The organism is Streptomyces sp. NPDC005866, assembly GCF_040629895.1.
Classification (GTDB): Bacteria; Actinomycetota; Actinomycetes; order Streptomycetales; family Streptomycetaceae; genus Streptomyces.
Map to the genome: position 1 here is coordinate 76,269 of NZ_JBEXWP010000004.1, position 24,721 is coordinate 100,989.

Below are 24,721 nucleotides of genomic sequence, written 5' to 3' on the forward strand. Positions count from 1 at the left end.
GGGGATTCGGGGGATGTGGTCATGAGAGCGTTCGGTGCCGAACTCGATTTCAACAACCTCGTCGCGATCGTCAGCGTCGCGATCCCGGTACTGGCCTTCTTCTGGGAGTTCGTCGTCATCCGCCGCAAGCGGCTCGGCTACCGCCTCCAGATGGACACCCTGGCCACGGACACCGCGCACGCGCCGAGCGCCGACGTGCTGGCGCGGATGCGCGACGACGGCCACGAACTGGTGGAGCCGTCGTTCGTGCTGGTGCGGATCGAGAACGCCGGCTGGCGGGAGATCGTCCCCGGCGACTATCTGACCCCGCCCGAGGACAAGACCGGCATCCGGGTGACGTTCCGGGACCGCCGGGTCGTCGGCATGGCGGTCACCGAACTCAGCCAGCCCCCGCTCCGGCACTTCTTCGTCACCACCCGCGACGGCAGGACCCAGGAGACCGACGGCTTCGGTAAGGACTGGGAGGACGGCACCGGTGTCATCCGGCTGCCCAAGGTGACGCTGAACCCCGGCGCCCACTACAAGGTGCTGGCGGTGCTGGAGCGCCGGGGCGGGAGCTCGCACGCGCCCTTCCCGGAGCCGGAGTTCCAGGCCGCGGTCACCGGGGACATGGACCACTCCTTCGCCTGGCTGCGCTGGCTGGCCCGGCTCAAGCTGGCGCACACCGAGGGCCACATCTTCGCCTCCGGGGCGGCGCTGGCCGGTATGGCCCTGCTGGCGGCGGCGGTCGTGCTCCAGGCAAGCATCACCCTGTTCTTCCCCGCCAGGCCCGCGCCGCTGGACTGCGTCGGCGGCACCCTGCACCTGTCGGGCTCGACCGCCTTCGAGCCGGCGGTGAGGGCGGCGGCGAAGGAGTACGCCAGGCTGTGCTCGGCCAAGGGCGCCGCCATCCCCGTCAGCGACGGCTCGTTCCGGGGCAGCGGGGCGGGACTCACCACGCTGGAGAAGGCCGGCAAACACGCCGGGATCTCCGGCAACGAGGGGCTCGGCGACCACATCGCCTTCACCGACGGCCCGGCCGGCAAGGGCCACCCCGAGGATCTGCCGCGGCCGGTGGTCTACTCCCTGTTCTCCCTCGTCGCGAACAAGGACGCGCACGTCAGCAACCTCTCCCTCCAGCAGATCCGCGACATCTACGCCAGGAAGATCACCAACTGGTCCGTGGTGGGCGGCGCCGACCTCCCCATCCACCTCGTCAACCGCTACTCCGACTCCGGCACCCGCAACGCCCTCGAAGAGCGCGTCCTGGCGGGCCGGCACGTGCCGGGCGCCGCGAACGGCGACTGCGCGGCCCTGGACCCGACCAGGCCCGGCGTCTGCGAGGTCGACGGCACCGGCACCATGCTGGACACCACGGCCGCGCAGCGCGGCGCCCTCGGCTACAGCGAGGCGGCCAGTGTCACCTCCGCCGACCTGGTCAAGCTGAACATCGGCGACATGCCGCCCACCCTCGAAGGCGTCGAGCACGGCACCTACCCGTACTGGCAGACCGAGTACGCCTACACCTTCGGCGATCCGCCCGCCGGCTCCGTCGCCGCGGCCTTCCTGCGCTACCTCACCGACCAGGGCGGCAAGGACATCCTGCGCGAGTACGGCAACCGGCCCTGCTCGGAGACGCGTTACCCGCTGGTGTGCCGGCCGACGTGAGCCCTGGCCTGCGCTACCGTCGTTCCGACGGGGTATCCGACGCAGCGGCCCCGGAGGGGACTTCGTGGGTATCGAGAGCGATCAGGTCGTCTACGAGTATCTGAGCCGCGTCGGTGACATCGCGCACCAGCGCCAGTTGTCGTCGGCCGACCGCATGCGGCTGGTGTCAGGGCTGCGCAACGAGATCGACCGGCACCGGGCGAAGACGACCGTCGACAGCCCCGCCGCCGTACGGCGCATCCTGGACCGGCTGGGCACGCCCGACGAGGTCGTCGAGGCGGCGGGGGGTACGACGGACACCGCGCCACCGCCGCCGGCGGCCGCGGTTCCCGCCCAGCGGGAGTCCGGGCCGCCCGCCGGGACCGAGGACCTGCGTCGCGTCGTACCGCGTCCCCGGCCCGCCGAGCCGGACGGCGCCGGGGACGGTCCGACGCCGCCCGACTGGTGGCGGGTGGACAGCAGCCCGTTCGGGGACGGGGACACGGTGCCCGGGTTCGTGGGCGGCGTGGAGATCCCGGAGATGCTCAGGAAGCCGCGGCTGCGGAAGGAGGAGCCGGAGGAGGCCGGGGAGGCCGTCGTACCGGCCGCGAAGGCGGAGGAGACCGTGCCGCCCGCCCGCCGCCGCCTCCGCGTGGTGCCCCGTCCCGCGGCCGGCTGGAGCAACCCCCTCCTGCTGCTCGCCGCGGCCGGGCTGGTCGTGGGCGCGGTGCTCGGCAACTGGTTCGCGCTGCTCCTCGGCTGGCTCATCGCCTACGGCTCCCGACGCCTCACCCCGACCGAGACCAAGCTGGCCGTGATGTGGGTACCCGGGCTGTCCGTGGCGGCCGGGGTGGTGTGGCTGTGGGGCCGGACCGCCGGCCGGTGGGGCGCCCCGATCGCCCAGGGACACATGAGCGACGCGATCGGCGAGACCTGGCCCTGGGTGGTGCGGGGGGCGGCGGTGGCGTCGGCGCTTTATCTGGTGTGGCGGTCACAGAGATCGCGGTAGGGGGCGCCGCGGTCCGCCGTCGGGCGGCTGCGGCTGCGGCTGCGTCGGGGCGTGTCGCGCCCACGCGGCGGAGCCGCAAGTCGACGCAGCCCGCGCCCCTTCAGGTGGGACCACCTTCTTGGGGCGCGGGGAACTGTGCGAACGGCCCCCACCGGCCCGCGGCCGCCCGGGCACAATGGCCCATATGACTTCTCGCGCCCTCACCGTCGGCTTCGATCTCGACATGACCCTCATCGACTCCCGGCCCGGCATCCACGCCTGCTATCTGGCGCTCGCGGAGCGGACCGGGGCGTACATCGACGCCGATCTGGCGATCACCCGGCTGGGACCGCCCCTCGCCGACGAGCTGATCCACTGGTTTCCGGCCGAGCGGATCGCGGAGGTGAGTGATCTGTACCGGACCATGTATCCGGAGATCGCCATCGCGGCGACGCCCGCCATGCCGGGAGCGCGGGAGGCGATCGCCGCCGTCCGGGACGCCGGGGGCAGGGCCGTCGTGGTCACCGCCAAGTACGAGCCCAACGCGAAGCTGCACCTCGGCCACCTCGGCATAGTCCCCGACGCGGTCGTCGGAGACCTGTGGGCCGAGCAGAAGGCCGAGGCGCTGCGCGAGCACGGCGCCGGCGTGTACGTCGGCGACCACGTCGGAGACGTCCGCGGCGCTCGTAGGGCGGGAGCCCTGTCGGTGGCCGTGGCCACCGGGCCCTGCGATGCCGAGGAGCTGCGCGCGGCCGGCGCCGACGTGGTGCTCGGCGACCTCACCGAGCTGCCCGCCTGGCTGGCCGGCTACCTGGAGGACGCCTCCCGCGCCTGACGGCGCCCCGCCGCGATCGACTGGAGCACTCCGGCGCCCGCGACCAGGAAGCCGACGCCCATGAGCATGCTCAGTACGTACATGTAGGTCGGAAAAGGCTTCGCACCGAGGAACAGCGGTATCACGGTGACGAGAGTGGCCACCGTACCGATGAAGAAGACCACGGCACCGGCGCGGATCAGTCGGTCACCGGGCGCGGCGGAATTCGCTTGGGTTTTGTCACGCACTCGACCAGGGTAGTTCCCTGCCCGAAGGAACAACCGGGCGACGTCTTGTCACGCGCCCGAAGACCATTAGCCTTGGTACCGGCGGGTCATGGTCGACCCGCCCGAGTGCTATCAAGAGCCGTTCCAGAGCTGTTGCATTCAGAAGTTTCCAGAGCAGTTTCCGACGAGATACGAGGACGAGGACAGACGTGCCTACCGGCAAGGTCAAGTGGTTCAACAGCGAGAAGGGCTTCGGCTTTCTCTCCCGCGACGACGGCGGTGACGTCTTCGTCCATTCCTCGGTTCTCCCCGACGGGGTCGACGCACTCAAGCCGGGACAGCGCGTGGAGTTCGGCGTCGTCGCCGGTCAACGCGGTGACCAGGCACTCTCGGTGGTCCTGCTCGACCCCACCCCGTCGGTCGCCGCCGCCCAGCGCAAGAAGCCGGACGAGCTGGCCTCGATCGTGCAGGACCTGACGACCCTGCTCGAAAACATCACGCCGATGCTGGAGCGCGGCCGTTACCCGGACAAGGCCGCCGGCGCGAAGATCGCCGGGCTGCTGCGCGCGGTCGCCGACCAGCTTGACGTGTAAACATGTAAGAGACGGACAAGTCGCGTGAGCGTGCAAGTCCGGTAAGTGCATTTACGGGAAATCGAGTGCGTGCGGACCGAGGGGCGGGACGAGTCCCTCGGCCGCCGCCCGCGTGAGCAGTCCGCGTACCGCCGCGTAGCCGTCCTCGCCGAGTTCCGAGGTGAACTCGTTGACGTAGAGCCCGATGTGCTGGTCGGCGACGGCCGGGTCCATCTCCTGGGCGTGCGCCATCACATACGGCCGGGAGGCCTCGGGGTCGTCCCAGGCCGTGTGGACGGACGTATGGATCGCGTCGGCGAGACGTGTGAGCGTCTCCGCGCCCAGCGAGCGCTTCGCGATGATCGCGCCGAGCGGGATCGGCAGGCCCGTCGTGTCCTCCCAGTGCTCGCCCATGTCGGCGAGCTTGTGCAGCCCATAGTTCTGGTAGGTGAAGCGCGCCTCGTGGATCACGAGCCCCGCGTCGACCTTCCCGTCCCGCACGGCCGGCATGATCTCGTGGAACGGCATGACCACGATCTCGCCGACCCCGCCGTCCGACAGCGTGTCCGCGGCCCACAGCCGGAACAGCAGATACGCCGTCGACTTCTCGCTCGGTACGGCGACGGTCCGGCCGGTCAGGTCCACCCCGGCCTCCCGGGTCAGCACCAGCGGCCCGCAGCCCCGGCCCAGCGCGCCCCCGCAGGGCAGCAGCGCGTACTCGTCGAGGACGTACGGCAGCACGGCGTACGACACCTTCAGCACGTCCGACTCGCCGCGCTCGGCCATGCCGTTGGTGATGTCGATGTCCGCGAAGGTCACGTCGAGGGCGGGCGCGCCCGGGACGCGGCCGTGGGCGACGGCGTCGAAGACGAAGGTGTCGTTCGGGCAGGGCGAGAACGCGATCCGCAGAAGGTCACTGGTCATGTGGGTTCCAACTCTCCAAAGCAGGCGCGAGCTTCCCGAAGGCTTCCGTCAGGGCGGCCAGGGCGTCCGCGATGCGCCAGGCGGCGCGGTCGCGGGGGCCGACGGGATTGGAGACCGCGCGTATCTCCAGCACGGGTACGCCGTGCCCGGCGGCCGCCTCGGCCACGCCGAAGCCTTCCATGGCCTCGGCGAGGGCGTGCGGGTGCCGGGCGCGCAGCTCGGCCGCGCGGGCGGCGGTTCCGGTCACGGTGGACACGGTGAGTACCGCGCCGGGGCGCGCTCCGGTCGCCCCTGCGGTGACTCGTACGAGTGGATCCGGCGGACGGTGGCTGACGGTCCCGAAGCCCAGTTCGGTGACCGGCATGAACCCGCCGGCCGTCTCGGCGCCCAGGTCCGCCGCGGTGATCTCGTCTGCGACGACCAGGGAGCCCACGGGGGCCTCCGGCTGGAAACCGCCGCCGATCCCGGCGGAGACGACCAGGGCGTAGGGCCGGCCGTCGAGGGCGGCGGCGGTGAGGGCGGTCGCGGTGCCGGCCGCGGCGAGGGCCGGGCCGACCCCGGCGGCGAGGAGGTCGTACCCCTCGCCGGTGCGGTGTAGCAGGGCCGAGCCGGGCAGCCGCACCACGGTCGTACCGTCCGCGAACGCCCGGGCCACCGCGTCCCGTTCGGCCGGGACCGCGGTGGCTACGAGGATGCGTGCGGCGGACGTGGTCAGGCGTCCTTCTTGAGCTTGAAGGACCACAGACCCAGCACCGACTTGTCGCCCTCCTTGATGGAGACCAGGGTCGAGTTGCCGGAGGCGCCGTACTGGGCGTTGAAGAACACGCTGCCCGGGATGGTGCGGTAGGTCTTGGTGCTGGAGTCGGTGAGCGCCTGACCGTTCATCAGGATCGTCCAGCCGTTGTCGGCGATCTTCGGGTCCACGCCGAAGCGGACGGTTTCGTCCGGATCCACCTTGATGGACTTGATCCCGGTGTCCTTCAGACAGTTCGCGAGGGAGGCCGTGTTCAGGGGCTTGCCGTCGTTGTAGCAGGTGGCTTCGGAGTTGACCGAGTTCGTACCGACGGTGATCGTGGCGATCGGCGACGGCTTGTCACAGGCCGACAGGACGAGCAGTCCGGCGGAAACGGCGCCGGCGGCGGCGACGACGCGGCGGCGTCGCGAGCGGGATTGCAGCGTGGTCATGGCCGAAGGCTATCGGGAGCTCTCGGCCCTCTCCCCATGTGGGGTACGGCGTGCCCGGTTCGTTACGCCGGCCGCCTCCCTCAGGCCACTCTCGGCCGGGTACGGGTGCCGTGCCGGGCCGAGCTCAGCAGGCCGCGCAGCGTGGTCAGCCAGCCGGCCGCCACGATCACGGCGGCCACCACCAGGCCCAGGGTGCCGTTCAGCGGCATCACGATGCCCACCGCGCCGCCGAACACCCAGGCCATCTGGAGCAGCGTCTCCGAGCGGGCGAACGCCGAGGTGCGCACCTGCTCCGGCACGTCCCGCTGGATCAGCGCGTCCAGGCACAGCTTGGCCAGCGCCTGCGCGAATCCGGCCACCGCGGCGAGGACGGCCACCAGGAAGGCGCCGAAGAACAGGGCCGCGACGATCGCCGTCCCCAGCACCACGGCCACCACCGTCACGATGATGATCTCCGGGGTCCGGGAGCGCAGCCAGGCCCCCACCGCCGTACCGAGCGCGTTGCCCGCGCCCGCCGCGACGCCCACTATGCCCAGCGACACCGCCGCGCTCTCGCCGGTCAGCGGGTGCTCGCGGAGCAGGAAGGCCAGGAAGAAGATCAGGAAGCCGGAGAGACAGCGCAGGGCCGCGTTCGCGCCGAGCGCGTGGGTGACGGCGGGCCCCACCGTCCGCAGCCCCGGCCGCTTCGCCCCTTTCCGGAGCGGGCCGTGCAGATGCTCCTCGTCGGCGGCGAGCAGCGCCACGTCCTCGCCCTTGGCCGAGTCGACCTTCGGGGGGAGGGAGAAGGAGAGAAACGTCCCGGCCACGAAGATCACGAAGGCGCCGTAGAGCGGCCACGGGTCACCGATGGCGTGCAGCCCGGCCCCGATCGGGGCGGCCACACCGGTGGCGAGCAGCCCGGCGAGGGTGACGCGCGAATTGGCCTTCACCAGCGAGAACCGGGGCGGCAGCAGCCGGGGCACGACGGCACTGCGCACCACTCCGTACGCCTTCGACGCGACCAGCACCCCGAGCGCGGCCGGATACAGCTCCAGGCTGCCGCTCGCCACCGCCCCCGAGATGATCAGCGCGAGCAGCGCCCGGGCGAGCATCGCGCCGGCCATCGCGGCGCGCCTGCCGTGCGGAAGCCGGTCCAGCAGCGGGCCGATGACCGGAGCGAGCACGGTGAAGGGCGCCATGGTGATGGCGAGGTAGAGCGCGACCCGCCCCCGGGCCTCGTCGGTGGGTACGGAGAAGAACACGGTGGAGGCGAGGGCGACGGTGATCATCACGTCCCCCGCGCCGTTGACCGCGTGCAGTTCGATCAGCTTGCCGAGGCCGGACTCACCGGCGCCGTGCGCGTGCGTGGCCTTGCGGATACCCCGGGCGGTACCGGTCACCGGCAAGTGCAGGGCACGCCCGACCGAGCGGACGGCACCGCGCATCCGGCCCGCACCGCTACCGACCCCGAGGGCACGTTGGGGGGACTTCGCGGTTGCCACGTCGTTCATAGTGCCCTGAGACGACTGTTCCTAGTGCACTTTGCGACCGAGCGAGTCGGAGAGGGCACGAGTGCTTACCGGCGCCGGCCGGGAGCCGCCGGGAGCCGCCGGGAAGGCGCGGCCGGGAAGCGCCCCTCAGGGGCGCGGGGCCGTATCGTTTGCGGCTCCGCCGCGTGGGCGCGCCCGGCCCCACTCACCCGCACCGGCCGACGGACCCGACCCGGCACCACCCACCGCCTTCGGCCCCGCCGCCGCGCAGGCTCCGTGCCGGACTGTCCCCCACCACCGGCGACGGGGTAGCGTGCCTATCTCAGCCATAAAGCACAATGGATGGCAGAGGTGCGCCCGAGAGCGATCGGACGCGGACGTCGATGCGGCCCACAGGTCCGCTCCGTCCGCCCCACCGCCGGAGGCAGCCGCACTCGTGAGACGGCGTAGGAGAGAAGCGATACCTGTGAGCGCAGCGACAACGCGAAGCCGCACCCCCGACCGTCTGTGCGCCGAGGCGGTCGACCTCGCCCGGACCGCCGCCGAGGAGGCCGCCGCACCCGGAGTGGTCGGCGAGCACGCCGGAGCGGTGGCGGACGGCGACCGCGTCGTCACGCACTTCTTCGAGTGCAAGGAACTCGGGTACCGCGGCTGGCGCTGGGCGGTGACGGTGGCCCGCGCCTCCCGCGCCAAGCTCGTCACGCTGGACGAGGTGGTCCTCCTCCCCGGCTCCGACGCCCTCCTCGCCCCCGAGTGGGTGCCGTGGAGCGAGCGGCTGCGCCCCGGCGACATGGGCCCCGGCGACCTGCTCCCCACCGAGGCCGAGGACCTGCGCCTGGAGCCCGGCTACACCGGCGAGGACGGGCCGGAGCCGAACTCCCCGGTCTCGGAGGAGATGGAGGAGCTGGCGGAGGCGGAGGACGCCGAGGTCACCGCGGGCACGCCCGCGCACCTTCCCACCGTCCCCTCCCGGGGCACGATCGCCTCGGTCGCCGAGGAACTCGGCATGCGCCGCGCCCGCGTCCTGTCCCGCTACGGCCTGCACATCGCCGCCGACCGCTGGGAGGAGTCGTTCGGCGCCAAGACCCCGATGGCCCAGGCGGCCCCCGCGACCTGCGTCAGCTGCGGCTTCCTCACCCCCATCGGCGGCTCCCTGGGCCAGGCCTTCGGCGTCTGCGCCAACGAGTTCTCCCCGGCCGACGGCCGGGTCGTCTCCTTCTCCTACGGCTGCGGCGGCCACTCGGAGGCCGCGGTCATGCCGAAGCCCCCGGCGGTGGCACCCCCGGTGATCGACGAGACCCGCGTCGACCCCTTCCCGCTCCGCCCCGCCTCCGACTCCGGCTCGGTACCGGCGACGGAGGACGAGACGTCGGCGGAGCTGGGGCACTCTTGACATGCTCCTCGCCCTGAAGGGCGAGGATTCTGGCCTTCTCGACTGGTTGCTGTGCCGCTACGCGGCACAGGGTTCGGTCGGGAATCCGTGGCTTCCTGTTTCTTCACGCTGTGCCGGGATTGCTCCTGGTCTTACCGGCGCTCCGCAGGCCGATACCGCCAGTCCGGCGGCCCGTTTGACGTTGATCGCGGCGTTGGTGTCCCGGTCGTGGACGGTGCCGCAGGCAGCACAGGTCCATTCCCGCACCTTCAGGGGTTTGGGTCCGTCCACGGCACCGCAGGTGGAACAGGTCTGGGAGGTCGGTGTGAACCGGCCGATCTTCACCAGGGTGCGGCCGTACCGGGCGGCCTTGTACTCCAGCATGTTCACGAACGACGACCAACCGGCGTCATGGACGGACTTGGCCAGCTTGGTGCGGGCCAGTCCCGCCACCGACAGGTCCTCCACGGCGATCCCTTGGTTCTCGGAGATCAGCTTCGTGGAGAGCTGGTGGTGGAACTCGCGGCGTGCGTCGGCCACCTTGGCGTGGGCGCGGGCGACCTTGAGACGGGCCTTGGCGCGGTTCTTTGATCCCTTCTGCTTGCGGGACAGCTCCCTTTGGGCCTTCTTCAGCTTCTTCTCCGCGCGCCGCAAAAAGCGCGGGGAGTGGATCTTCGTGCCGTCGGACAGGACCGTGAAGTGAGTGAGGCCGAGATCGATGCCGATGGTGTTGTCGGTTTCCGGCATCCGCGCCTGGGCGCCGACACGCCCGATTCCTGCCCGTCAAGGTACGACAGGGGGCCCCGGCCGACAATCGGGCCGGGGGGCCGGGTGTCCGCTTCTCGGTTGATCGGGTCGGGTGGGCGGGCGGGTGCGCGCCCGGCGCGCGGTACCTTCGTCCTCACGTCGACGAGGAGAGTGAACGTGAGCAAGTTCGTGCGGCCCGCCGCCGAGGGCGCCGACCCCTTCGGCACCGCCCGCCTGCGCCGCGGTGTCCTCGACGCCTGGGCCACCAGCCCCGCCCGGTTCCGTGAGGACGCCAACGCCGAGGAGGACCTGGTCCTCGGCGGCTACCGGGACCGGCTCGTCGTCGAGCTCGCCCAGAACGCGGCCGACGCGGCCGCCCGGGCCGGTGTCCCCGGCCGGTTCCGCCTCACCCTCCGCGACGGTGTCCTGTTCGCCGCCAACACCGGCGCCCCGCTGGACGCGGCCGGCGTCGAGTCCCTGTCCACCCTGCGCGCCTCCGCGAAGCGGGAGGAGACCGACAGTGCCGTCGGGCGGTTCGGCGTCGGCTTCGCCGCCGTGCTGGCGGTGACGGACGAGCCGGCGGTGGTCGGGCGGCACGGCGGGGTGCGCTGGTCGCTCGCCGAGGCCCGGGAACTGGCCGAGGAGAGTGCCGGGCACAGCGCGGGGCTCGGGGACGAGATCCGCCGGCGGGACGGCCATGTGCCGCTGCTCCGGCTCCCGTTCGCCGCCGAGGGCACCGCCCCCGACCCGTACGACACGGTCGTCATCCTGCCGCTCAGGGACACGGCGGCCACCGATCTCGCCGAGCGTCTCCTCGACGCCGTCGACGACGCCCTGCTCCTCGCCCTGCCTGGTCTGGAAGAGGTCGTGATCGAGACCGGCGACACCGTGCGTACCCTGCGCCGCGGCACCGACGGCGCGCTCACCGTCGTGGACGACTCCCAGGAGGGTACGACCCGCTGGCGTACCGTCTCCGCGCACGGCCCGCTCACCCCGGCACTGCTCGCCGACCGTCCGGTGGAGGAGCGGCTGCGCCCGCACTGGTCGCTGACCTGGGCCGTGCCCACGGACGCCGCGGGTGCTCCCGACCGCCCCCGCACCGCCGGCGTCCTGCACGCCCCCACCCCCAGCGACGAGCCTCTCGGCGTCCCCGCCCTCCTCATCGCGTCCTTCCCCCTCGACACCACCCGCCGGCACACCGCCCCCGGCCCGCTCACCGACTTCCTGGTGCAGCGCGCGGCCGACGCGTACGCCGAACTCCTCGCCCACTGGCGGCCGGTGGGGGAGGGGATCATCCATCTGGTGCCCGGCCCGCTCGGCAAGGGGGAACTGGACGGCGCACTGCGCCAGGCGATCCTGGAACGGCTGCCGCGCACCGCGTTCCTGCCGCCCGCCGTCGAGGGCGGCGACGACAGCGAACTTCCCGAGGCGCTGCGTCCGCGTGACGCCGAGATCGTGGAGGGGGCGGGCGCCGACACGGTGCGGGTCCTCGCCGAGGTGCTGCCCACACTCCTGCCCGCCGGCCTCGAGCGCCGGGTCGAACTGCGGACGCTGTCCGTCGCCCGCCTTCCGCTCGCCGACGCGATCGACCGGCTGGCCGGGCTGGAGAAGGACCTGGACTGGTGGTGGCGGCTGTACGACAGCCTCGCGGGCGTCGACCCGGAACGGCTGTCGGGCCTGCCCGTGCCGCTGGCTGGGGGCACCTCCCAGGCTTTCGGCACTGGGGGAGGACGGACCACCATCGGTCCGCGCCAGGTCCTGATCCCCACCCCGGACGCGGCCATCGACCCCGAGGTCCTCGCCCGGCTCGGCCTCAAGGTCGTCCACCAGGACGCCGCCCACCCCCTCCTGGAGAAGCTCGGCGCCCTCCCCGCGACCCCGCGCGCGGTCCTCACCACCCCGCAGGTGCGGGCTGCCGTGGCCGCCTCCCTGGACGACGAGGGAGGCGTGAACTGGGAGGAGGACGCCCCGGACGCCGAGGAGTTGGCGGACACGGTCCTCGCCCTGGTGCGGGACGCGGGCCTGGAACCCGGCGACGAGCCGTGGCTGGGCGCGCTCGCCCTGCCCGACGAGGACGGCGAGCCGGCCCCCGCCGGTGAACTCGTCTTCCCGGGCAGCCCGTTCGCCCGGGTGATCCGCGAGGACGAACTGGCTTCTGTGGACGCCGAATTGGCGGAGAAGTGGGGCGAACAGCCGTTGGCCGCCTGCGGAGTGCTCGCGAACTTCGCCCTCGTCCGCGCCACCGACGTCGTCCTGGACCCCGACGAACTGGAGCCGCGCGAAGGCGACTTCGCGGAACCTGATGACGCCGGCCTCCTTGACGCCGTCGACGTCTGGTGCGAGGACATCCTCGACCGCTTCCCGGACACGCCCGTCCCCCCGGTCGCCACCGAGCTGATCGCCGTCCGCGACCTCGACCTCGTCGACGAGGACCACTGGCCCGAGGCCCTCGCCCTGCTCGCCCAGCCGCCCCTGCGGGACGCCCTCACCCAGCCGGTGCGCATCCTGCTGCCGGACGGCACGCACGAGGTCGTACGGCCGTACACGGCGTGGTGGCTGCGCGGCCACCCGGTCCTCGACGGCCGCCGCCCCGCCGGCCTGCTGGCCTCCGGCGGCGACCCGCTGCTGCGCGGCCTCTACGAGGAGGCCGACGCGACCGGCTTCGAGGACGAGCAGGTGCTGCGGGCGCTGGGGGTGCGGACCTCGGTCGCCGCCCTCCTCGACGAGCCGGGCGGCGCGGCCGAACTCCTGGACCGCCTCGCCGACCCCGACCGGCAGGTCAGCGGCACCCAACTGCATGCCCTCTACAGCGCGTTGGCGGAGCTGGACCCCGAGCAGGTGACCCTGCCCGACGAACTCCGGGCCGTGATCGACGGCCGGGTGGAGGTCGTGGACGCGGCGGACGCGGTGGTCGTCGACTCGCCGGACCTGCTGCCGTTCACGACCGGTGTCCCGCTGCTTCCGGTACGGCCCGCGCGCGCCGCCGAACTGGCCGAACTGTTCCAGGTACGGCGGCTGAGCGAGTCGGTGACGGGGTCGGTCGACTCGGAGGGCACGGAACACGAGGTCCCCGAACCGGTCCACGTCCTGCTCGGCCCGCGCACCCCGGAGACGTACGTCGAACACGAGGAGCTGGTGGTCGACGGCGTCGAGATCGACTGGCGGCTCACCGCAGACGGCGTCCTGCACGCAGCCACCCTGGAGGGCGTAGCCGCCGGCCTCGCCTGGGCGGCCGGCCAGTGGCCGCGCCGCTTCGAGGTGGCGGCCCTGCTGGAGGACCCGTCGCGGACGGAGGAGCTGGCGCGGGACCGCTGGTTCGACTGAGAGGCGAATGAGAATGACCCGGGTCCCCCGCAGGTGCCCGGGCCATCACCGGTCAGGCCGGTCAGTCCGCTTCCATTTCCAGGAAGTACTCGAAGCGGTCCAGGTCGAGCGCCATGCCGGTCAGACGGTGGAAACCGGCCACGTGCTCCGGTCCCAGCGGATACACGTCGGTGAGCCGGTCCGCCGGCATCGCCAGCAGCCCGGCGAAGGCGTCGGCGCCCACGGACGAGACGTCGGTGACCGACTCGGGGGTGTCCTCGTCCTTGGCGTAGCGGGCGACGAGGTATCTCATGGGGTCACCTTCCGGGTTCCGTCCGTGGGCTTGGTCTGGGCACCAGTAAGACGGCAACCATGCCCATGAAAGTTCGTCACACAACTTTCGAATCTCGCACAACCTTTCCCCCCATCCATGGATCTGATCGGGCGAGTCAACAGACTCCCCGATCACTTTCATGGGGGAACGCATGCGTATACGCGCCACTGTGGCTGCCGTCTCCGGCGCCCTGGCCCTCTCCGCTTTCGCCATGCCCGCGGCGCAGGCCGCCGGCGGCTCGTCTTTCGGTACGGACGCCGCGAAGCTCTTCGCGGCCGCTCACTCGACGTCCGGCAAGACCGCTTTCACTGCCACCACCGCGGCGGACGTCGCTCCGTACGCCATGGACGTCACCTTCTCCAACGTGAAGATCGCCAAGGCGGTCAAGGTCGGTACGACCGCCCACGTCGCGACGTCGGTCACCTACACGCTGACGCACGCCGCCGACGTGGACGTCACCGCCGCCGACTTCTTCTCGGGCGCCTACATCTACAAGGGCTCCTACACCGACCCGGCCAACTTCCTGATCGGCGACAACCCGGCGAAGTGCACGGTGACCTCGGCGACCACCGCCAGTTGCAAGGGGAACATCGACATCTACCCGGGAGACGGTGAGCTGTCCAACTCCGACGCCGGCCTCTGGCACGCAGGTGCCCTGGCCATCGCGTACAACGGCCAGGACCCGGCCAGCGACGACTTCGACATCACCAAGGTCGGGTACGCCGACCAGGGCGCCCTCGGCAGCACCCAGGTGCAGCGCCTGTCCAGGCTGACGGTCAACGCCGCCCCGGAGCCGGTGAAGAAGGGCAAGACCGTCACGGTCACCGGCAAGCTGTCCCGCGCCAACTGGGACGACGGCAAGTACCACGGCTACGCCACCCAGTCCGTGCGGCTGCAGTTCCGCAAGAAGGGCTCCAGCACCTACACCACGCTGAAGACCATCAAGACGTCCTCGACCGGCACGCTGAAGACGACCACCAAGGCCACGGTGGACGGCTACTACCGCTACTCCTTCGCGGGTACCTCCACGACCCCGGCGGTCAACGCGACGGGTGACTACGTCGACGTGAAGTAGCAGTCCCGGCACCACTCCGGCCGTGGAGTAATCCCATGGGGACGTAATCCGGTTGCAAAGGAATCAAAATCTGACCGGATTACGTCTCACGCGTACAACCACTCCCACCCCTCGTGGATCTGATCACCCGAGTCAACAGACTCCCTAGATCACTTGGGCCCCGCGCCCACTGTTCCCACTGGGGAATCCATGCACATTCGTGCCACCGTGGCCGCCGTCTCCGGCGCCCTGGCCCTCTCCGCGTTCGTCGCCCCGGCCGCGCACGCCGCCGGCAGCTCGCCGAACGTCACCTTCTCCAACATGAAGGTCAACAAGGGCAGCAGCATGGTCGTCGGCACGACCAAGGCGTCTTTCTCGGTGACGTACACCGTGACGCACCCGTCGAGCCTGAGCGCCAGCACCTTCCAGACCGGCCCGGTCATCTACCGCGGCACCTCGATCACGTCGCCGAGCGACATGTTCATCTCCGAGGACCCGGGCACCTGCACCGCCGCCTCCACGACCGTCCTCAACTGCAAGGCCAGCCTGATCTTCACGGTCAACGGGGACTGGGACCTGGCCAACTCCGAGGCCGGCTCCTGGAAGGTCGGCGGTCTCGCCGCCGACAAGAACGGCCCCATCAAGTGGCAGGGCGACCTGGGCACCACCAAGGTCCTGCGCGCCGCCAAGCTGACGGTCAACGCCACCCCCGAGCCGGTCAAGAAGGGTAAGACCGTCACGGTCACCGGCACCCTGACCCGCGCCAACTGGGACACCCACAAGTACGGCGGCTACGGCAGCCAGTCGGTCAAGCTGCAGTTCCGCAAGAAGAGCTCCAGCACCTACACCACGCTGAAGACCATCAAGTCGTCCTCCACGGGCGCCCTGAAGACGACCACCACGGCGACGGTCGACGGCTACTACCGCTACTCCTTCGCGGGCACCTCGACGACCCCGGCGGTCAGCGCCACGGGCGACTACGTCGACGTGCAGTAGTCCCACCGGAACCGAGCGGCCGCCCCACCGGTGTCCCACCGGTGGGGCGGCCGTCCTTCAGCGGCCCTCGCAGTCCCCCGCAACCGCATCACACCGGGAAGCGGCGCTCGACCCACTTCCACAGGAACTCCAGCATCGCCGACGCCACCACCGCCACGCCCACCGCGGTCCACGGCATCACTTCGCCCACCAGCTTCAGCGCGAAGAAGCTCTGCAGTGCCGGAACTGCGAGTACGAACACGAAGGCGACGCCCATCGAGGCCACCAGGGCAACCCGCCACCAGGTGTAGGGGCGGGCGATGATCGCCAGGAGCCACATCGAGATCAGGAACAGCGTGAGCGTCGCCGCGCTGGTCTCCGCGTCCAGCGAGCCCGGGCCCGTGTAGTAGTGACGGGCGAGCAGATACGTCACGAAGGTCGCGGCGCCGGCCAGCACCCCGCCCGGGATCGAGTAGCGCATCACATGGCGGACGAAGTGGGGCCTGGCCCGTTCCTTGTTGGGGGCGAGAGCCAGGAAGAAGGCGGGGATGCCGATGGTGAGGGTGGACAGCAGGGTCAGGTGCCTGGGCAGGAAGGGGTATTCGACCTGCCAGCAGACCACGAGCACCGCGAGCAGGACCGAGTAGACCGTCTTGACCAGGAACAGGGTGGCGACCCGGGTGATGTTGCCGATCACCCGCCGCCCCTCGGCCACCACCGAGGGCAGCGTGGCGAAGCTGTTGTCGAGGAGGACGATCTGCGCGACCGCCCGGGTGGCCTCGGAGCCCGAGCCCATCGAGACACCGATGTCGGCGTCCTTCAGGGCGAGTACGTCGTTCACGCCGTCCCCGGTCATCGCGACCGTGTGCCCGCGTGACTGCAGCGCCCCCACCATGTCCCGCTTCTGCTGCGGGGTGACCCGGCCGAAGACGGTGCCCTCGTCGAGGGCGTCGGCCATCTCGCCGCGCCCGGCGGGCAGGTGGCGTGCGTCCACCGTCGTACCGTTCAGACCGAGCTTCGCGGCCACGGCACCGACGGACACCGCGTTGTCGCCGGAGATCACCTTCGCCCGGACGTCCTGGTCGGCGAAGTAGCGCAGGGTGTCCGCCGCGTCCGGGCGGAGCCGCTGCTCCAGGACCACCAGGGCGGTCGGCCCGGCGCCCTTCGCCACCTCCGGGTCGTCGAGGTCCCGGCGGGCGCGGGCCAGCAGCAGCACCCGCAGGCCCTGCTCGTTGAGGCGTACGGTTTCGGCCAAAGCCGGGTTGTCCGGAGCGAGCAGCACGTCCGGCGCCCCCAGCAGCCAGGTGCTCAGCTCCCCGTCGCCCTCGCTGAAGGTCGCCCCGCTGTACTTGCGGGCTGAGGAGAAGGGCAGCGACTCGACGCACCGCCAGTCCTCGCTGTCGGGGTAGGCGTGGATGATCGCCTGGAGGGAGGCGTTCGGGCGGGGATCCGACTCGCCGAGCGAGCCCAGCACCTTGCGTACGTACGTCTCGTCGAAGCCGTCCAGCGCCCGCAGCTCGGTGACGTCCATGCCGCCCTCCGTGAGCGTGCCGGTCTTGTCGAGGCAGACGGTGTCGACGCGGGCGAGACCCTCGATCGCGGGGAGTTCCTGGACCAGGACCTGTCGGCGGCCCAGCCGGATCACGCCGATCGCGAAGGCGACGGAGGTGAGCAGGACCAGCCCCTCGGGGACCATCGGGACGACGCCGCCGACCGTGCGGGCGACGGCGTCCTTGATGCCGTTGTTCTTCACGACGAGCTGGGTGGCGACCAGGCCGATCGCGGCGGGGACCATCATCCAGGTCACGTACTTGAGGATGGTCGAGATACCGGTGCGCAACTCGGAGTGGACGAGCGTGAAGCGGGAGGCCTCCTCGGCCAGCCGAGCCGCGTAGGCCTCCCGGCCGACCTTCGTCGCCGCGAACGCGCCACCGCCGGCCACCACGAAACTCCCCGACATCACCTGGTCCCCGGGGCGTTTGACGACCGGATCGGCCTCACCGGTGAGCAGTGACTCGTCGATCTCCAGGCTGTCGGCCTCGGCACACACCCCGTCCACGACGATCTTGTCGCCGGGCCCTACCTCCAGGAGGTCGTCGAGCACGATCTCGCTCGTGCCCACTTCCACCGCGGCCCCGTCGCGGCGCACGGTCGGCCGCGCCTCGCCGATCACCGCGAGCGAGTCCAGCGTCTTCTTCGCCCGCCACTCCTGGACGATGCCGATGCCCGTGTTGGCGAGGATCACGAAGCCGAACAGGCTGTCCTGGATGGGCGCCACGACAAGCATGATCACCCACAGCACACCGATGATCGCGTTGAACCGGGTGAAGACGTTCGCGCGCACGATCTCGCCGAGCGAGCGGCTGCTGCGCACCGGTATGTCGTTCACCTGGCCGCGCGCGATCCGCTCCGCGACCTCGGCGGTGGTCAGCCCGCTCGTCCTGGCCGGGGCCGGCAGCGGGACCGGATGCACGGGGTCGAGTTCGGCGCCCGCGTCGATGTGCGTCATACGTTCGACGGTACGTGCGGATTTGCACGTTCACCTGCCGAGTGCCCGGAAGATCCGACCTGGGGAGGAGGGAGGTCGTGCCCTGGTCGTACAGCGGCCCCTTGGCGCCCTGCACAGGGCCTAGAGGGCGCGGGCCGCTTCCGCTCGTTTGATGGCCGCGTCCCGCCTCTTCACGTACCAGACGCCGATCAGCCCGAGACCGCCGCCGGCCAGGCAGGTCCACACCCACCAGGTGTGCCCGTGGTCGGCGTACCAGCCGTAGAAGGGGAGCTGGACCAGGAAGAGGACGAACCAGACGATCGTGCCGCCGACGACGGTCGGTAGGACGGGGCCCTCCAGGGGCTCCGGCGCCTCGTGCTTGGGGGTCCACTTCGCCATGGGCACAGCTTACGAGGCACGCCGCCGAGCCGTGGGACCACCCGGGTCTACGCGCGGAGATAGCGATCCGGGCCTCATACGTTCATACTGAAACCGTTTGTGTCTGGCCACTTCTGCTCGTAGGAACCTCCAATGTCAACCCCGGCTTCCACTCAGGCCCCCGCCCCCGAACAGCCGGGTGCCAACCCCGCGTACGGCGCGCTCGACCGCTACTTCAAGATCTCCGAGCGGGGCAGCACCCTCGCCCGCGAGGTGCGCGGCGGCTTCGCCACGTTCTTCGCCATGGCCTACATCATCGTGCTGAACCCGATCATCCTCGGCAGCGCGAAGGACATGTACGGCCACCAGCTGGACCACGGCCAGCTGGTCACGGCCACCGTCGTCACCGCCGCCTTCACCACCCTGCTCATGGGTGTCATCGGCAACGTCCCGATCGCGCTCGCCGCCGGTCTCGGCGTGAACTCCGTCGTCGCCCTCCAACTGGCGCCCCGGATGTCCTGGCCGGACGCGATGGGCATGGTGGTCCTGGCCGGCTTCATCGTGATGCTGCTGGTCGCCAGCGGTCTGCGGGAGCGCGTGATGAGCGCCGTGCCCTACAGCCTGCGCAAGGCGATCTCGATCGGTATCGGCCTGTTCATCATGCTGATCGGTCTCGTGGACTCCGGCTTCGTCAGCCGTGTCCCGGACGCCGCCCAGACCACCGTCCCGCTCCAGCTCGGCACCGACGGTCATCTCGACGGCTGGCCGGTCCTGGTCTTCGTGCTCGGCTCGCTGCTGACCCTCGCGCTGATCGTCCGCAAGGTCTCCGGCGCGATCCTGATCTCGATCGTCGCGATGACCGTGCTCGCGCTGATCATCAACGCCGTCGCCCATGTGACGTCCTGGGGTCTGACCACCCCGAAGTGGCCGGGCAACCCCGTCTCGCCCCCGGACTTCGGCCTGCTCGGCAAGGTCAGCCTCTTCGGCGGCTTCGACAAGGTCGGTGTGCTGACCGGCATCCTCTTCGTCTTCACCGTCCTGCTGTCCTGCTTCTTCGACGCCATGGGCACGATCATGGGTGTCAGCGACGAGGCCAAGCTGACCGACGCCCAGGGCTATATGCCGGGCATCAACAAGGTCCTCTTCATCGACGGTGTCGCGGTCGCCGTCGGCGGTGCCAGCTCCTCCTCCGCCACCACCTGCTTCGTGGAGTCGACGGCCGGCGTCGGCGAGGGCGCGCGCACCGGCTTCGCCAACGTCGTCACCGGCGCGCTGTTCGCCGTGGCGCTGTTCCTGACGCCCGTCGCCACGATGGTCCCGTCCCAGGCGGCCACCCCGGCGCTGCTCGCGGTGGGCTTCCTGATCCTGGCCGGTTCGATCAAGGAGATCGACTGGGCCGACTACACCCTCGCGATCCCGGCCTTCGTGACCATGATGATGATGCCGTTCACCTACTCGATCACGAACGGCATCGGCATGGGCTTCATCACCTTCGTCGTGCTGCGGCTGGCCGCCGGCCGGGCGAAGGAGATCCCGGTCGCGATGTACGCGGTCGCGGCGGTGTTCACCTTCTACTACCTGATGCCGGCGCTGGGTCTCACCTGATCCTGATCCTGATAGGGCCGGGATCTCATGTGACCTTGACCTGATCGCCGTAGAACCTCTCCGTCTCCTCGACGGCGGCCGAGAACCGCTCGTCGAAGTCGTTGCGAATGAGCGTCCGGACCACGTAGTCCTGGACGCTCATTCCCCTTTTGGCCGCATGGTGCCGGAGCCGGTCGAGCAGCTCTTTGTCTATCCGCAGGCTGAGCACACTGGTCCCCATGCCTACGAGGGCGCCACATCCGTGCGCCCGATGCGTCACTTTCCGGATTGGGCTCACCCGTAAGGGTGACGAAGGGGTTCAGTGGCCGGGCTCACGGGCACATTGGCGCGTCCGGGTGGTCTTTAGTTAGGGTAATGAGTTACTCTAAAGACATGCCGGACCTTAACCATGGCGACGACGTTGCCGCCGTGAACTCCCTCCGCTCCGCCGTGATGCGACTCTCGCGACGGCTGAAGCACCAGCGGGTCGACGAGTCACTGAGCCCCACCGAGATGTCGGTGCTGGGCACCCTCTCCAACTGCGGCCAGGCCACCCCCGGTGAGCTGGCCCGCAAGGAGCATGTGCAGCCGCCTTCGATGACCCGCATCGTGGCGCTGCTCGAAGCCAAGGGACTGGTCCGTCTGGAGCCGCACCCCGAGGACCGGCGCCAGAAGGTCGTCACCAAGACCGAGCAGGCCGAGACGATGCTCGAGGAGAGCCGCCGCAAGCGCAACGCGTTCCTGGCCGGCCTCGTCGACGGCCTCGACGAGGACGAGTGGGCGAAACTCCGCGCCGCCGCCCCCGTCCTCGAGAAGCTTGCACACCTGTAAGAGCCCTTAACACCGCGAGTGAGCCGAAGGGGCGCGCCGGTGTCTCCCGACACCGGCGGGAAGCGCCCCCTGGGCGAACGAGCCAGAGAACGAGGAGGCGAACGCACTTGAGTTCGGGACCCGGAGCACCTTCCGCCCCCGCACCGACCGTCCCTACTATCCCCGCATCCCACAGGTCCTCGATGTTCAGCTCGCTGAAGGTCAGGAACTACCGCCTGTTCTTCGCGGGCCAGGTCGTCTCGAACATCGGCACCTGGATGCAGCGCATCGCCCAGGACTGGCTGGTCCTCAGCCTCACCGGCTCCGCGACCGCCGTCGGCGTCACCACCGCCCTGCAGTTCCTGCCGATGCTGCTCTTCGGCCTCTACGGTGGGGTCCTCGTCGACCGCCTGAACAAGCGGCGCGCACTCCTCGTCACCCAGATGTCCATGGCCCTCACCGGCATCGCGCTCGCGCTGCTGACCCTCTCCGGCCATGTCCACGTCTGGCACGTCTACCTCGCCGCCTTCGCCGTCGGCCTCGCCACGGTCGTCGACAACCCGGCCCGCCAGTCGTTCGTCTCCGAGATGGTCGGCCCCGCCCAGCTGCAGAACGCGGTCAGCCTGAACTCCGCGAACTTCCAGTCGGCCCGCCTGGTCGGCCCGGCGGTCGCCGGCCTGATGATCACCGGCGTGGGCACCGGCTACGCCTTCCTCTTCAACGGCCTGTCCTTCGTCGCCCCGATCGCCGGTCTGCTGCTGATGCGGGCGCGTGAGCTGTACGCCGTCAAGCGCACACCGAAGGGAAAGGGCCAGCTGCGGGAGGGCCTCCACTATGTGGCCGGCCGCCCCGACCTGACGTGGACGATCATCCTGGTCGGCTTCATCGGCACCTTCGGCTTCAACTTCCCCGTCTACCTCTCGGCCTTCGCGGACGACGTCTTCCACGCGGGTGCCGGCTCCTACAGCCTCTTCAACACCCTGATGGCGGTCGGCTCCCTGGCCGGAGCCCTGCTCGCGGCCAGACGCGGCACGGCCAAGCTGCGGGTGATGATCGCGGCGGCGGCAGCCTTCGGCGCGCTGGAGCTGGTGGCCGCGACCGCCCCCTCCCTCTGGCTGTTCGCCCTGCTCATGATCCCGATCGGCATGTTCGGCATGACGGTCAACGTCACCGCCAACACCAGCATCCAGATGGGCACCGACCCGGCCATGCGCGGCCGCGTGATGGCCCTCTACATGATGGTCTTCCTCGGCGGCTCCCCGGTCGGCGCACCCATCGCCGGCTGGATCACGGACGCGTACGGCGTCCGCGCCGGCCTCGCGGTGGGCGGCGCCATCGCCGCCGCGGCGGCCGTGGTGATCGGCCTCGTCCTGGCCCGCGTCGGCAACCTGCGTCTGGCAGTCGGCTGGCACGGCGGCCACCCGCGGGTGCGGTTCGTACCGAGAGAGACACAGGAACAGCTCGCACCGGCGGCCTGAGACCGCACGACACGGCCGGCCCGGAGGATCACAGCCTCCGGGCCAGTACCTGTCCCGGCCAGTCGGTCTGGAACGTGTAGGTGTCGGTGCGGAGGAAGCCGTTGCCCTCGTAGTAGCGGACGAGCTTGCCGTCGGCCCCCGCGTAGCAGTCCACCCGCAGCAGCGACACCCCGGCCCGCCGGGCCTCCTCGGCCGCGTGCGCCAGCAGGGTGCTGCCGACGCCATGCCCCCTGAACCGGCGGTCGGAGGCCAGCCAGTGGATGTACCGCTCGGGCTCACCGGGCGGCGGGAGATGCGACAGATGAGCGCCGGGCGCGTCGGTGAGCGTGAGCGTGGCGGCCGGTACCCCGTCGGCCTCGGCGATGTACGTCACGCCCTTGCCCATGCAGTGGACGACCGACTCCACCGTCTTCTCGTGCTCCGACAGCGGGGTGGTCCCCCACTGCTCGGTCCGCCCCTGGCCCACCAGCCACTCCACACAGCTGTCGAGCATGCCGAGTATCGCGGGAAGGTCGTCGGGCCCGCCTTCTCTGATGGTGATCTCCACCTCCCCATGATGGCAGGGTGGTCCGCATGAGACTCTTCGCAGCCGTGCTGCCCCCGCCCGAGGTGGCCGCCGAACTCGCCGCCGAGGTCGACCGGTTGCGCGAACTGCCGGGCGCGCAGGCGCTGCGCTGGACCGGCCGCCCCGGCTGGCACTACACCCTCGCGTTCTACGGAGAGGTCGACGACGGGGCCGTACCGGACCTGTCGGACCGGCTGGCCCGCGCGGCCCGTCGCACGCCGCCCTTCCGCCTGTCCGTTGCGGGCGGCGGCCAGTTCGGCCACGGCCGGGCCCTGTGGGCGGGCGCCGACGGCGACCTGGAGACCCTCCGCCTGCTGGCCGACCGCGCGGAGGCGGCGGCCCGGAAGGCGGGCGTACCGATGGGGGAGCACCGCCGCTACAAGGCCCACCTGACGGTGGCCCGCAGCCGGGACGAGTTCGACGTCCGGCCGTATGTCGCGCTGCTCGCGGAGTTCGCGAGCCGGACCTGGACGGTGGGGGAGCTGGCACTGGTGCGCAGCAACCTGCCGACGTCGGGGGTGCCGGGGGAGCAGCCGCGGTACGAGGTGGTCGGCCGCTGGGGGCTCGGGGCGGCCGGTTAGGCTCCTTGCCGTGGACCCGAAGACCCGGAACCGGATCATGGCCGGTGCGCTTGTGCTGTTGTTCGTCGTGGTCGCGGTGGCGTCGGCGATGAGATGAGGGGCGGCCGGGGAACCGCGGCCGGCCGTGTGACGCCGGCCGGGGGCCGAACGTGACCGGTCGCGCGGTTCCCCGCGCCCCTTACGGGGCGCTGCCCCTGACGTCGGCGTCGGCTACCAGGCGAAGGCCTCCGGAGAAGGACCCGGGCCCGGGAAGACCTCGTCCAGCCCCTCCAGCAACTCCTCGCTCAGCTCCAGCTCCACGGCCCTGAGCGCCGACTCCAGCTGCTCGCCGGTGCGCGGGCCGACGATCGGACCCGTCACCCCCGGACGCGTCAGCAGCCAGGCCAGCGCGGCCTCGCCCGGCTCCACCCCGTGCTTGTCGAGCAGGTCCTCGTAGGCCTGGATCTGGGCCCGGACGGCGGTGTTGGCGAGGGAGTCGGCGGCCCGGCCACCGGCCCGGCGCCCACCCTGCACCTCCTTCTTGATCACACCGCCGAGCAGCCCGCCCTGCAGCGGCGACCAGGGGATGACCCCGAGGCCGTAGTCCTGAGCGGCCGGGATGACCTCCATCTCGGCGCGCCGCTCGGCGAGGTTGTAGAGGCACTGCTCGCTGACGAGACCGATGGTGCCGTGGCGGCGCGCGGCGATCTCGTTCGCCTGGGCGATCTTGTAGCCGGGGAAGTTGGAGGACCCGGCGTACAGGATCTTGCCCTGCGTGACGAGGGTGTCGATCGCCTGCCAGATCTCCTCGAAGGGAGTCCGGCGGTCGATGTGGTGGAACTGGTAGACGTCGATGTAGTCGGTCTGCAGCCGCTTCAGGCTGGCGTCGACCGCGCGCCGGATGTTAAGCGCGGACAGCTTGTCGTGGTTGGGCCAGGCCTCGCCGTCGCCGGCCATGTTGCCGTACACCTTGGTGGCGAGCACGACCTTGTCGCGGTGCGCGGCGCTCTTGGCGAACCAATTGCCGATGATCTCCTCGGTCCGCCCCTTGTTCTCACCAAACCCGTACACATTGGCGGTGTCGAAGAAGTTGATGCCGGCGGCCAGCGCCGCGTCCATGATCGCGTGACTGTCGGCCTCGTCGGTCTGCGGGCCGAAGTTCATGGTGCCGAGGACGAGTCGGCTGACCTTGAGTCCGGTACGTCCGAGCTGCGTGTACTTCATGGTCACCCAGCCAACGGCGTGGAGTGCGCTCTAGGCAAGTGCCC

The 24,721-nt window shown here is 70.9% G+C and carries 23 protein-coding genes and 1 pseudogene; 12 read left to right on the plus strand and 12 right to left on the minus strand.

Annotated elements, in window-relative coordinates; all coding sequences use genetic code 11:
- Nucleotides 1–21 precede the first annotated feature (21 nt).
- From ABZ396_RS07265 to ABZ396_RS07275, 3 genes are all read left to right on the plus strand, one after another.
- Nucleotides 22–1,647, plus strand: coding sequence for a substrate-binding domain-containing protein (locus ABZ396_RS07265; protein WP_358916562.1), 1,626 nt, complete (start codon nt 22–24; stop codon nt 1,645–1,647).
- A 64-nt stretch (nt 1,648–1,711) separates the two neighbouring features.
- Complete coding sequence (locus ABZ396_RS07270; RefSeq protein WP_358916564.1) at nt 1,712–2,635, plus strand: hypothetical protein; 924 nt, start codon at nt 1,712–1,714, stop codon at nt 2,633–2,635.
- A gap of 175 nt (nt 2,636–2,810) precedes the next feature.
- Nucleotides 2,811–3,449 carry an HAD family hydrolase gene (locus ABZ396_RS07275; RefSeq protein WP_358916566.1) on the plus strand — a complete coding sequence of 213 codons (639 nt, stop codon included), beginning with the start codon at nt 2,811–2,813 and terminating at the stop codon, nt 3,447–3,449.
- Here ABZ396_RS07275 and ABZ396_RS07280 read toward each other — a convergent pair.
- A complete protein-coding gene (locus tag ABZ396_RS07280) occupies nt 3,422–3,676 on the minus strand; it encodes a hypothetical protein (protein WP_352223493.1) in 255 nt (84 codons plus the stop codon). The two genes, ABZ396_RS07275 and ABZ396_RS07280, sit on opposite strands and share 28 nt — an antisense overlap.
- A 188-nt stretch (nt 3,677–3,864) precedes the next feature.
- Here ABZ396_RS07280 and ABZ396_RS07285 point away from each other — a divergent pair, with 188 nt between their 5' ends.
- Entirely contained in the window at nt 3,865–4,248 is a 384-nt protein-coding gene (locus ABZ396_RS07285) for a cold-shock protein (protein WP_093501504.1), read from the plus strand.
- A gap of 51 nt (nt 4,249–4,299) precedes the next feature.
- Here ABZ396_RS07285 and ABZ396_RS07290 read toward each other — a convergent pair whose 3' ends face one another.
- The 4 genes from ABZ396_RS07290 to ABZ396_RS07305 all read right to left on the minus strand — a co-directional run bounded on the left by ABZ396_RS07290 (nt 4,300) and on the right by ABZ396_RS07305 (nt 7,760).
- Nucleotides 4,300–5,151: a 1,4-dihydroxy-6-naphthoate synthase gene (locus ABZ396_RS07290; protein WP_358916569.1), complete on the minus strand. Its 852-nt coding sequence runs from the start codon at nt 5,149–5,151 to the stop codon at nt 4,300–4,302.
- Nucleotides 5,141–5,893 carry a futalosine hydrolase gene (locus ABZ396_RS07295; RefSeq protein WP_358916570.1) on the minus strand — a complete coding sequence of 251 codons (753 nt, stop codon included), beginning with the start codon at nt 5,891–5,893 and terminating at the stop codon, nt 5,141–5,143. The genes ABZ396_RS07290 and ABZ396_RS07295 overlap by 11 nt, the downstream gene beginning before the upstream one ends.
- A complete protein-coding gene (locus ABZ396_RS07300) occupies nt 5,863–6,336 on the minus strand; it encodes a DUF2771 domain-containing protein (protein WP_358916572.1) in 474 nt (157 codons plus the stop codon). Before ABZ396_RS07300 ends, ABZ396_RS07295 begins: the two co-directional genes overlap by 31 nt.
- Before the next feature lie 80 nt (nt 6,337–6,416).
- Entirely contained in the window at nt 6,417–7,760 is a 1,344-nt protein-coding gene (locus tag ABZ396_RS07305) for an MFS transporter (RefSeq protein ID WP_358916731.1), read from the minus strand.
- Nucleotides 7,761–8,271: 511 nt separating this feature from the next.
- On the opposite strand from ABZ396_RS07305, the gene ABZ396_RS07310 reads away from it, so the two are divergent.
- Nucleotides 8,272–9,198, plus strand: coding sequence for a DUF3027 domain-containing protein (locus ABZ396_RS07310; protein ID WP_358916573.1), 927 nt, complete (start codon nt 8,272–8,274; stop codon nt 9,196–9,198).
- A 57-nt stretch (nt 9,199–9,255) separates the two neighbouring features.
- Here ABZ396_RS07310 and ABZ396_RS07315 read toward each other — a convergent pair.
- Nucleotides 9,256–9,924 (minus strand): annotated as a pseudogene (locus ABZ396_RS07315) (RNA-guided endonuclease TnpB family protein); the annotation flags it as partial.
- Nucleotides 9,925–10,101: 177 nt separating this feature from the next.
- Between ABZ396_RS07315 and ABZ396_RS07320 the strand changes: the two are divergent.
- A complete protein-coding gene (locus tag ABZ396_RS07320; protein ID WP_358916575.1) occupies nt 10,102–13,248 on the plus strand; it encodes a molecular chaperone Hsp90 in 3,147 nt (1,048 codons plus the stop codon).
- Between the two features lie 61 nt (nt 13,249–13,309).
- Here ABZ396_RS07320 and ABZ396_RS07325 read toward each other — a convergent pair whose 3' ends face one another.
- Nucleotides 13,310–13,540 (minus strand): hypothetical protein, encoded by a 231-nt coding sequence (locus ABZ396_RS07325; protein ID WP_358916577.1) that lies wholly within the window; start codon nt 13,538–13,540, stop codon nt 13,310–13,312.
- A gap of 172 nt (nt 13,541–13,712) precedes the next feature.
- On the opposite strand from ABZ396_RS07325, the gene ABZ396_RS07330 reads away from it, so the two are divergent.
- Together ABZ396_RS07330 and ABZ396_RS07335 are read left to right on the plus strand one after the other, a co-directional pair.
- The gene (locus ABZ396_RS07330; protein ID WP_358916578.1) at nt 13,713–14,636 is read left to right on the plus strand and encodes a hypothetical protein; all 924 of its coding nucleotides are present in this window, start codon (nt 13,713–13,715) and stop codon (nt 14,634–14,636) included.
- Nucleotides 14,637–14,825: 189 nt separating this feature from the next.
- Complete coding sequence (locus tag ABZ396_RS07335; protein WP_358916580.1) at nt 14,826–15,611, plus strand: hypothetical protein; 786 nt, start codon at nt 14,826–14,828, stop codon at nt 15,609–15,611.
- Nucleotides 15,612–15,699: 88 nt separating this feature from the next.
- Here ABZ396_RS07335 and ABZ396_RS07340 read toward each other — a convergent pair whose 3' ends face one another.
- Both ABZ396_RS07340 and ABZ396_RS07345 read right to left on the minus strand, forming a co-directional pair.
- Entirely contained in the window at nt 15,700–18,099 is a 2,400-nt protein-coding gene (locus tag ABZ396_RS07340) for an HAD-IC family P-type ATPase (RefSeq protein WP_358916582.1), read from the minus strand.
- 120 nt (nt 18,100–18,219) lie between these two features.
- Entirely contained in the window at nt 18,220–18,477 is a 258-nt protein-coding gene (locus ABZ396_RS07345) for a DUF2530 domain-containing protein (protein WP_358916584.1), read from the minus strand.
- Nucleotides 18,478–18,609: 132 nt separating this feature from the next.
- On the opposite strand from ABZ396_RS07345, the gene ABZ396_RS07350 reads away from it, so the two are divergent.
- The gene (locus tag ABZ396_RS07350; RefSeq protein WP_358916586.1) at nt 18,610–20,061 is read left to right on the plus strand and encodes an NCS2 family permease; all 1,452 of its coding nucleotides are present in this window, start codon (nt 18,610–18,612) and stop codon (nt 20,059–20,061) included.
- Nucleotides 20,062–20,086: 25 nt separating this feature from the next.
- Here ABZ396_RS07350 and ABZ396_RS07355 read toward each other — a convergent pair whose 3' ends face one another.
- Nucleotides 20,087–20,281 carry a ribbon-helix-helix protein, CopG family gene (locus ABZ396_RS07355; RefSeq protein ID WP_352223476.1) on the minus strand — a complete coding sequence of 65 codons (195 nt, stop codon included), beginning with the start codon at nt 20,279–20,281 and terminating at the stop codon, nt 20,087–20,089.
- A 152-nt stretch (nt 20,282–20,433) separates the two neighbouring features.
- Between ABZ396_RS07355 and ABZ396_RS07360 the strand changes: the two genes are divergently transcribed.
- Both ABZ396_RS07360 and ABZ396_RS07365 read left to right on the plus strand, forming a co-directional pair.
- Nucleotides 20,434–20,871, plus strand: coding sequence for a MarR family transcriptional regulator (locus tag ABZ396_RS07360; protein WP_358916588.1), 438 nt, complete (start codon nt 20,434–20,436; stop codon nt 20,869–20,871).
- Nucleotides 20,872–20,978: 107 nt separating this feature from the next.
- Nucleotides 20,979–22,328 (plus strand): MFS transporter, encoded by a 1,350-nt coding sequence (locus ABZ396_RS07365; RefSeq protein WP_358916590.1) that lies wholly within the window; start codon nt 20,979–20,981, stop codon nt 22,326–22,328.
- Nucleotides 22,329–22,356: 28 nt separating this feature from the next.
- Here ABZ396_RS07365 and ABZ396_RS07370 read toward each other — a convergent pair whose 3' ends face one another.
- A complete protein-coding gene (locus ABZ396_RS07370; protein ID WP_358916592.1) occupies nt 22,357–22,875 on the minus strand; it encodes a GNAT family N-acetyltransferase in 519 nt (172 codons plus the stop codon).
- Nucleotides 22,876–22,901: 26 nt separating this feature from the next.
- On the opposite strand from ABZ396_RS07370, the gene thpR reads away from it, so the two are divergent.
- A complete protein-coding gene (thpR, locus tag ABZ396_RS07375) occupies nt 22,902–23,474 on the plus strand; it encodes an RNA 2',3'-cyclic phosphodiesterase (RefSeq protein WP_358916594.1) in 573 nt (190 codons plus the stop codon).
- A gap of 210 nt (nt 23,475–23,684) precedes the next feature.
- Here the strand turns inward: thpR and ABZ396_RS07380 are convergent, their stop codons facing one another.
- Nucleotides 23,685–24,677 carry an aldo/keto reductase gene (locus ABZ396_RS07380; RefSeq protein WP_358916595.1) on the minus strand — a complete coding sequence of 331 codons (993 nt, stop codon included), beginning with the start codon at nt 24,675–24,677 and terminating at the stop codon, nt 23,685–23,687.
- Between the last annotated feature and the right edge of the window lie 44 nt (nt 24,678–24,721).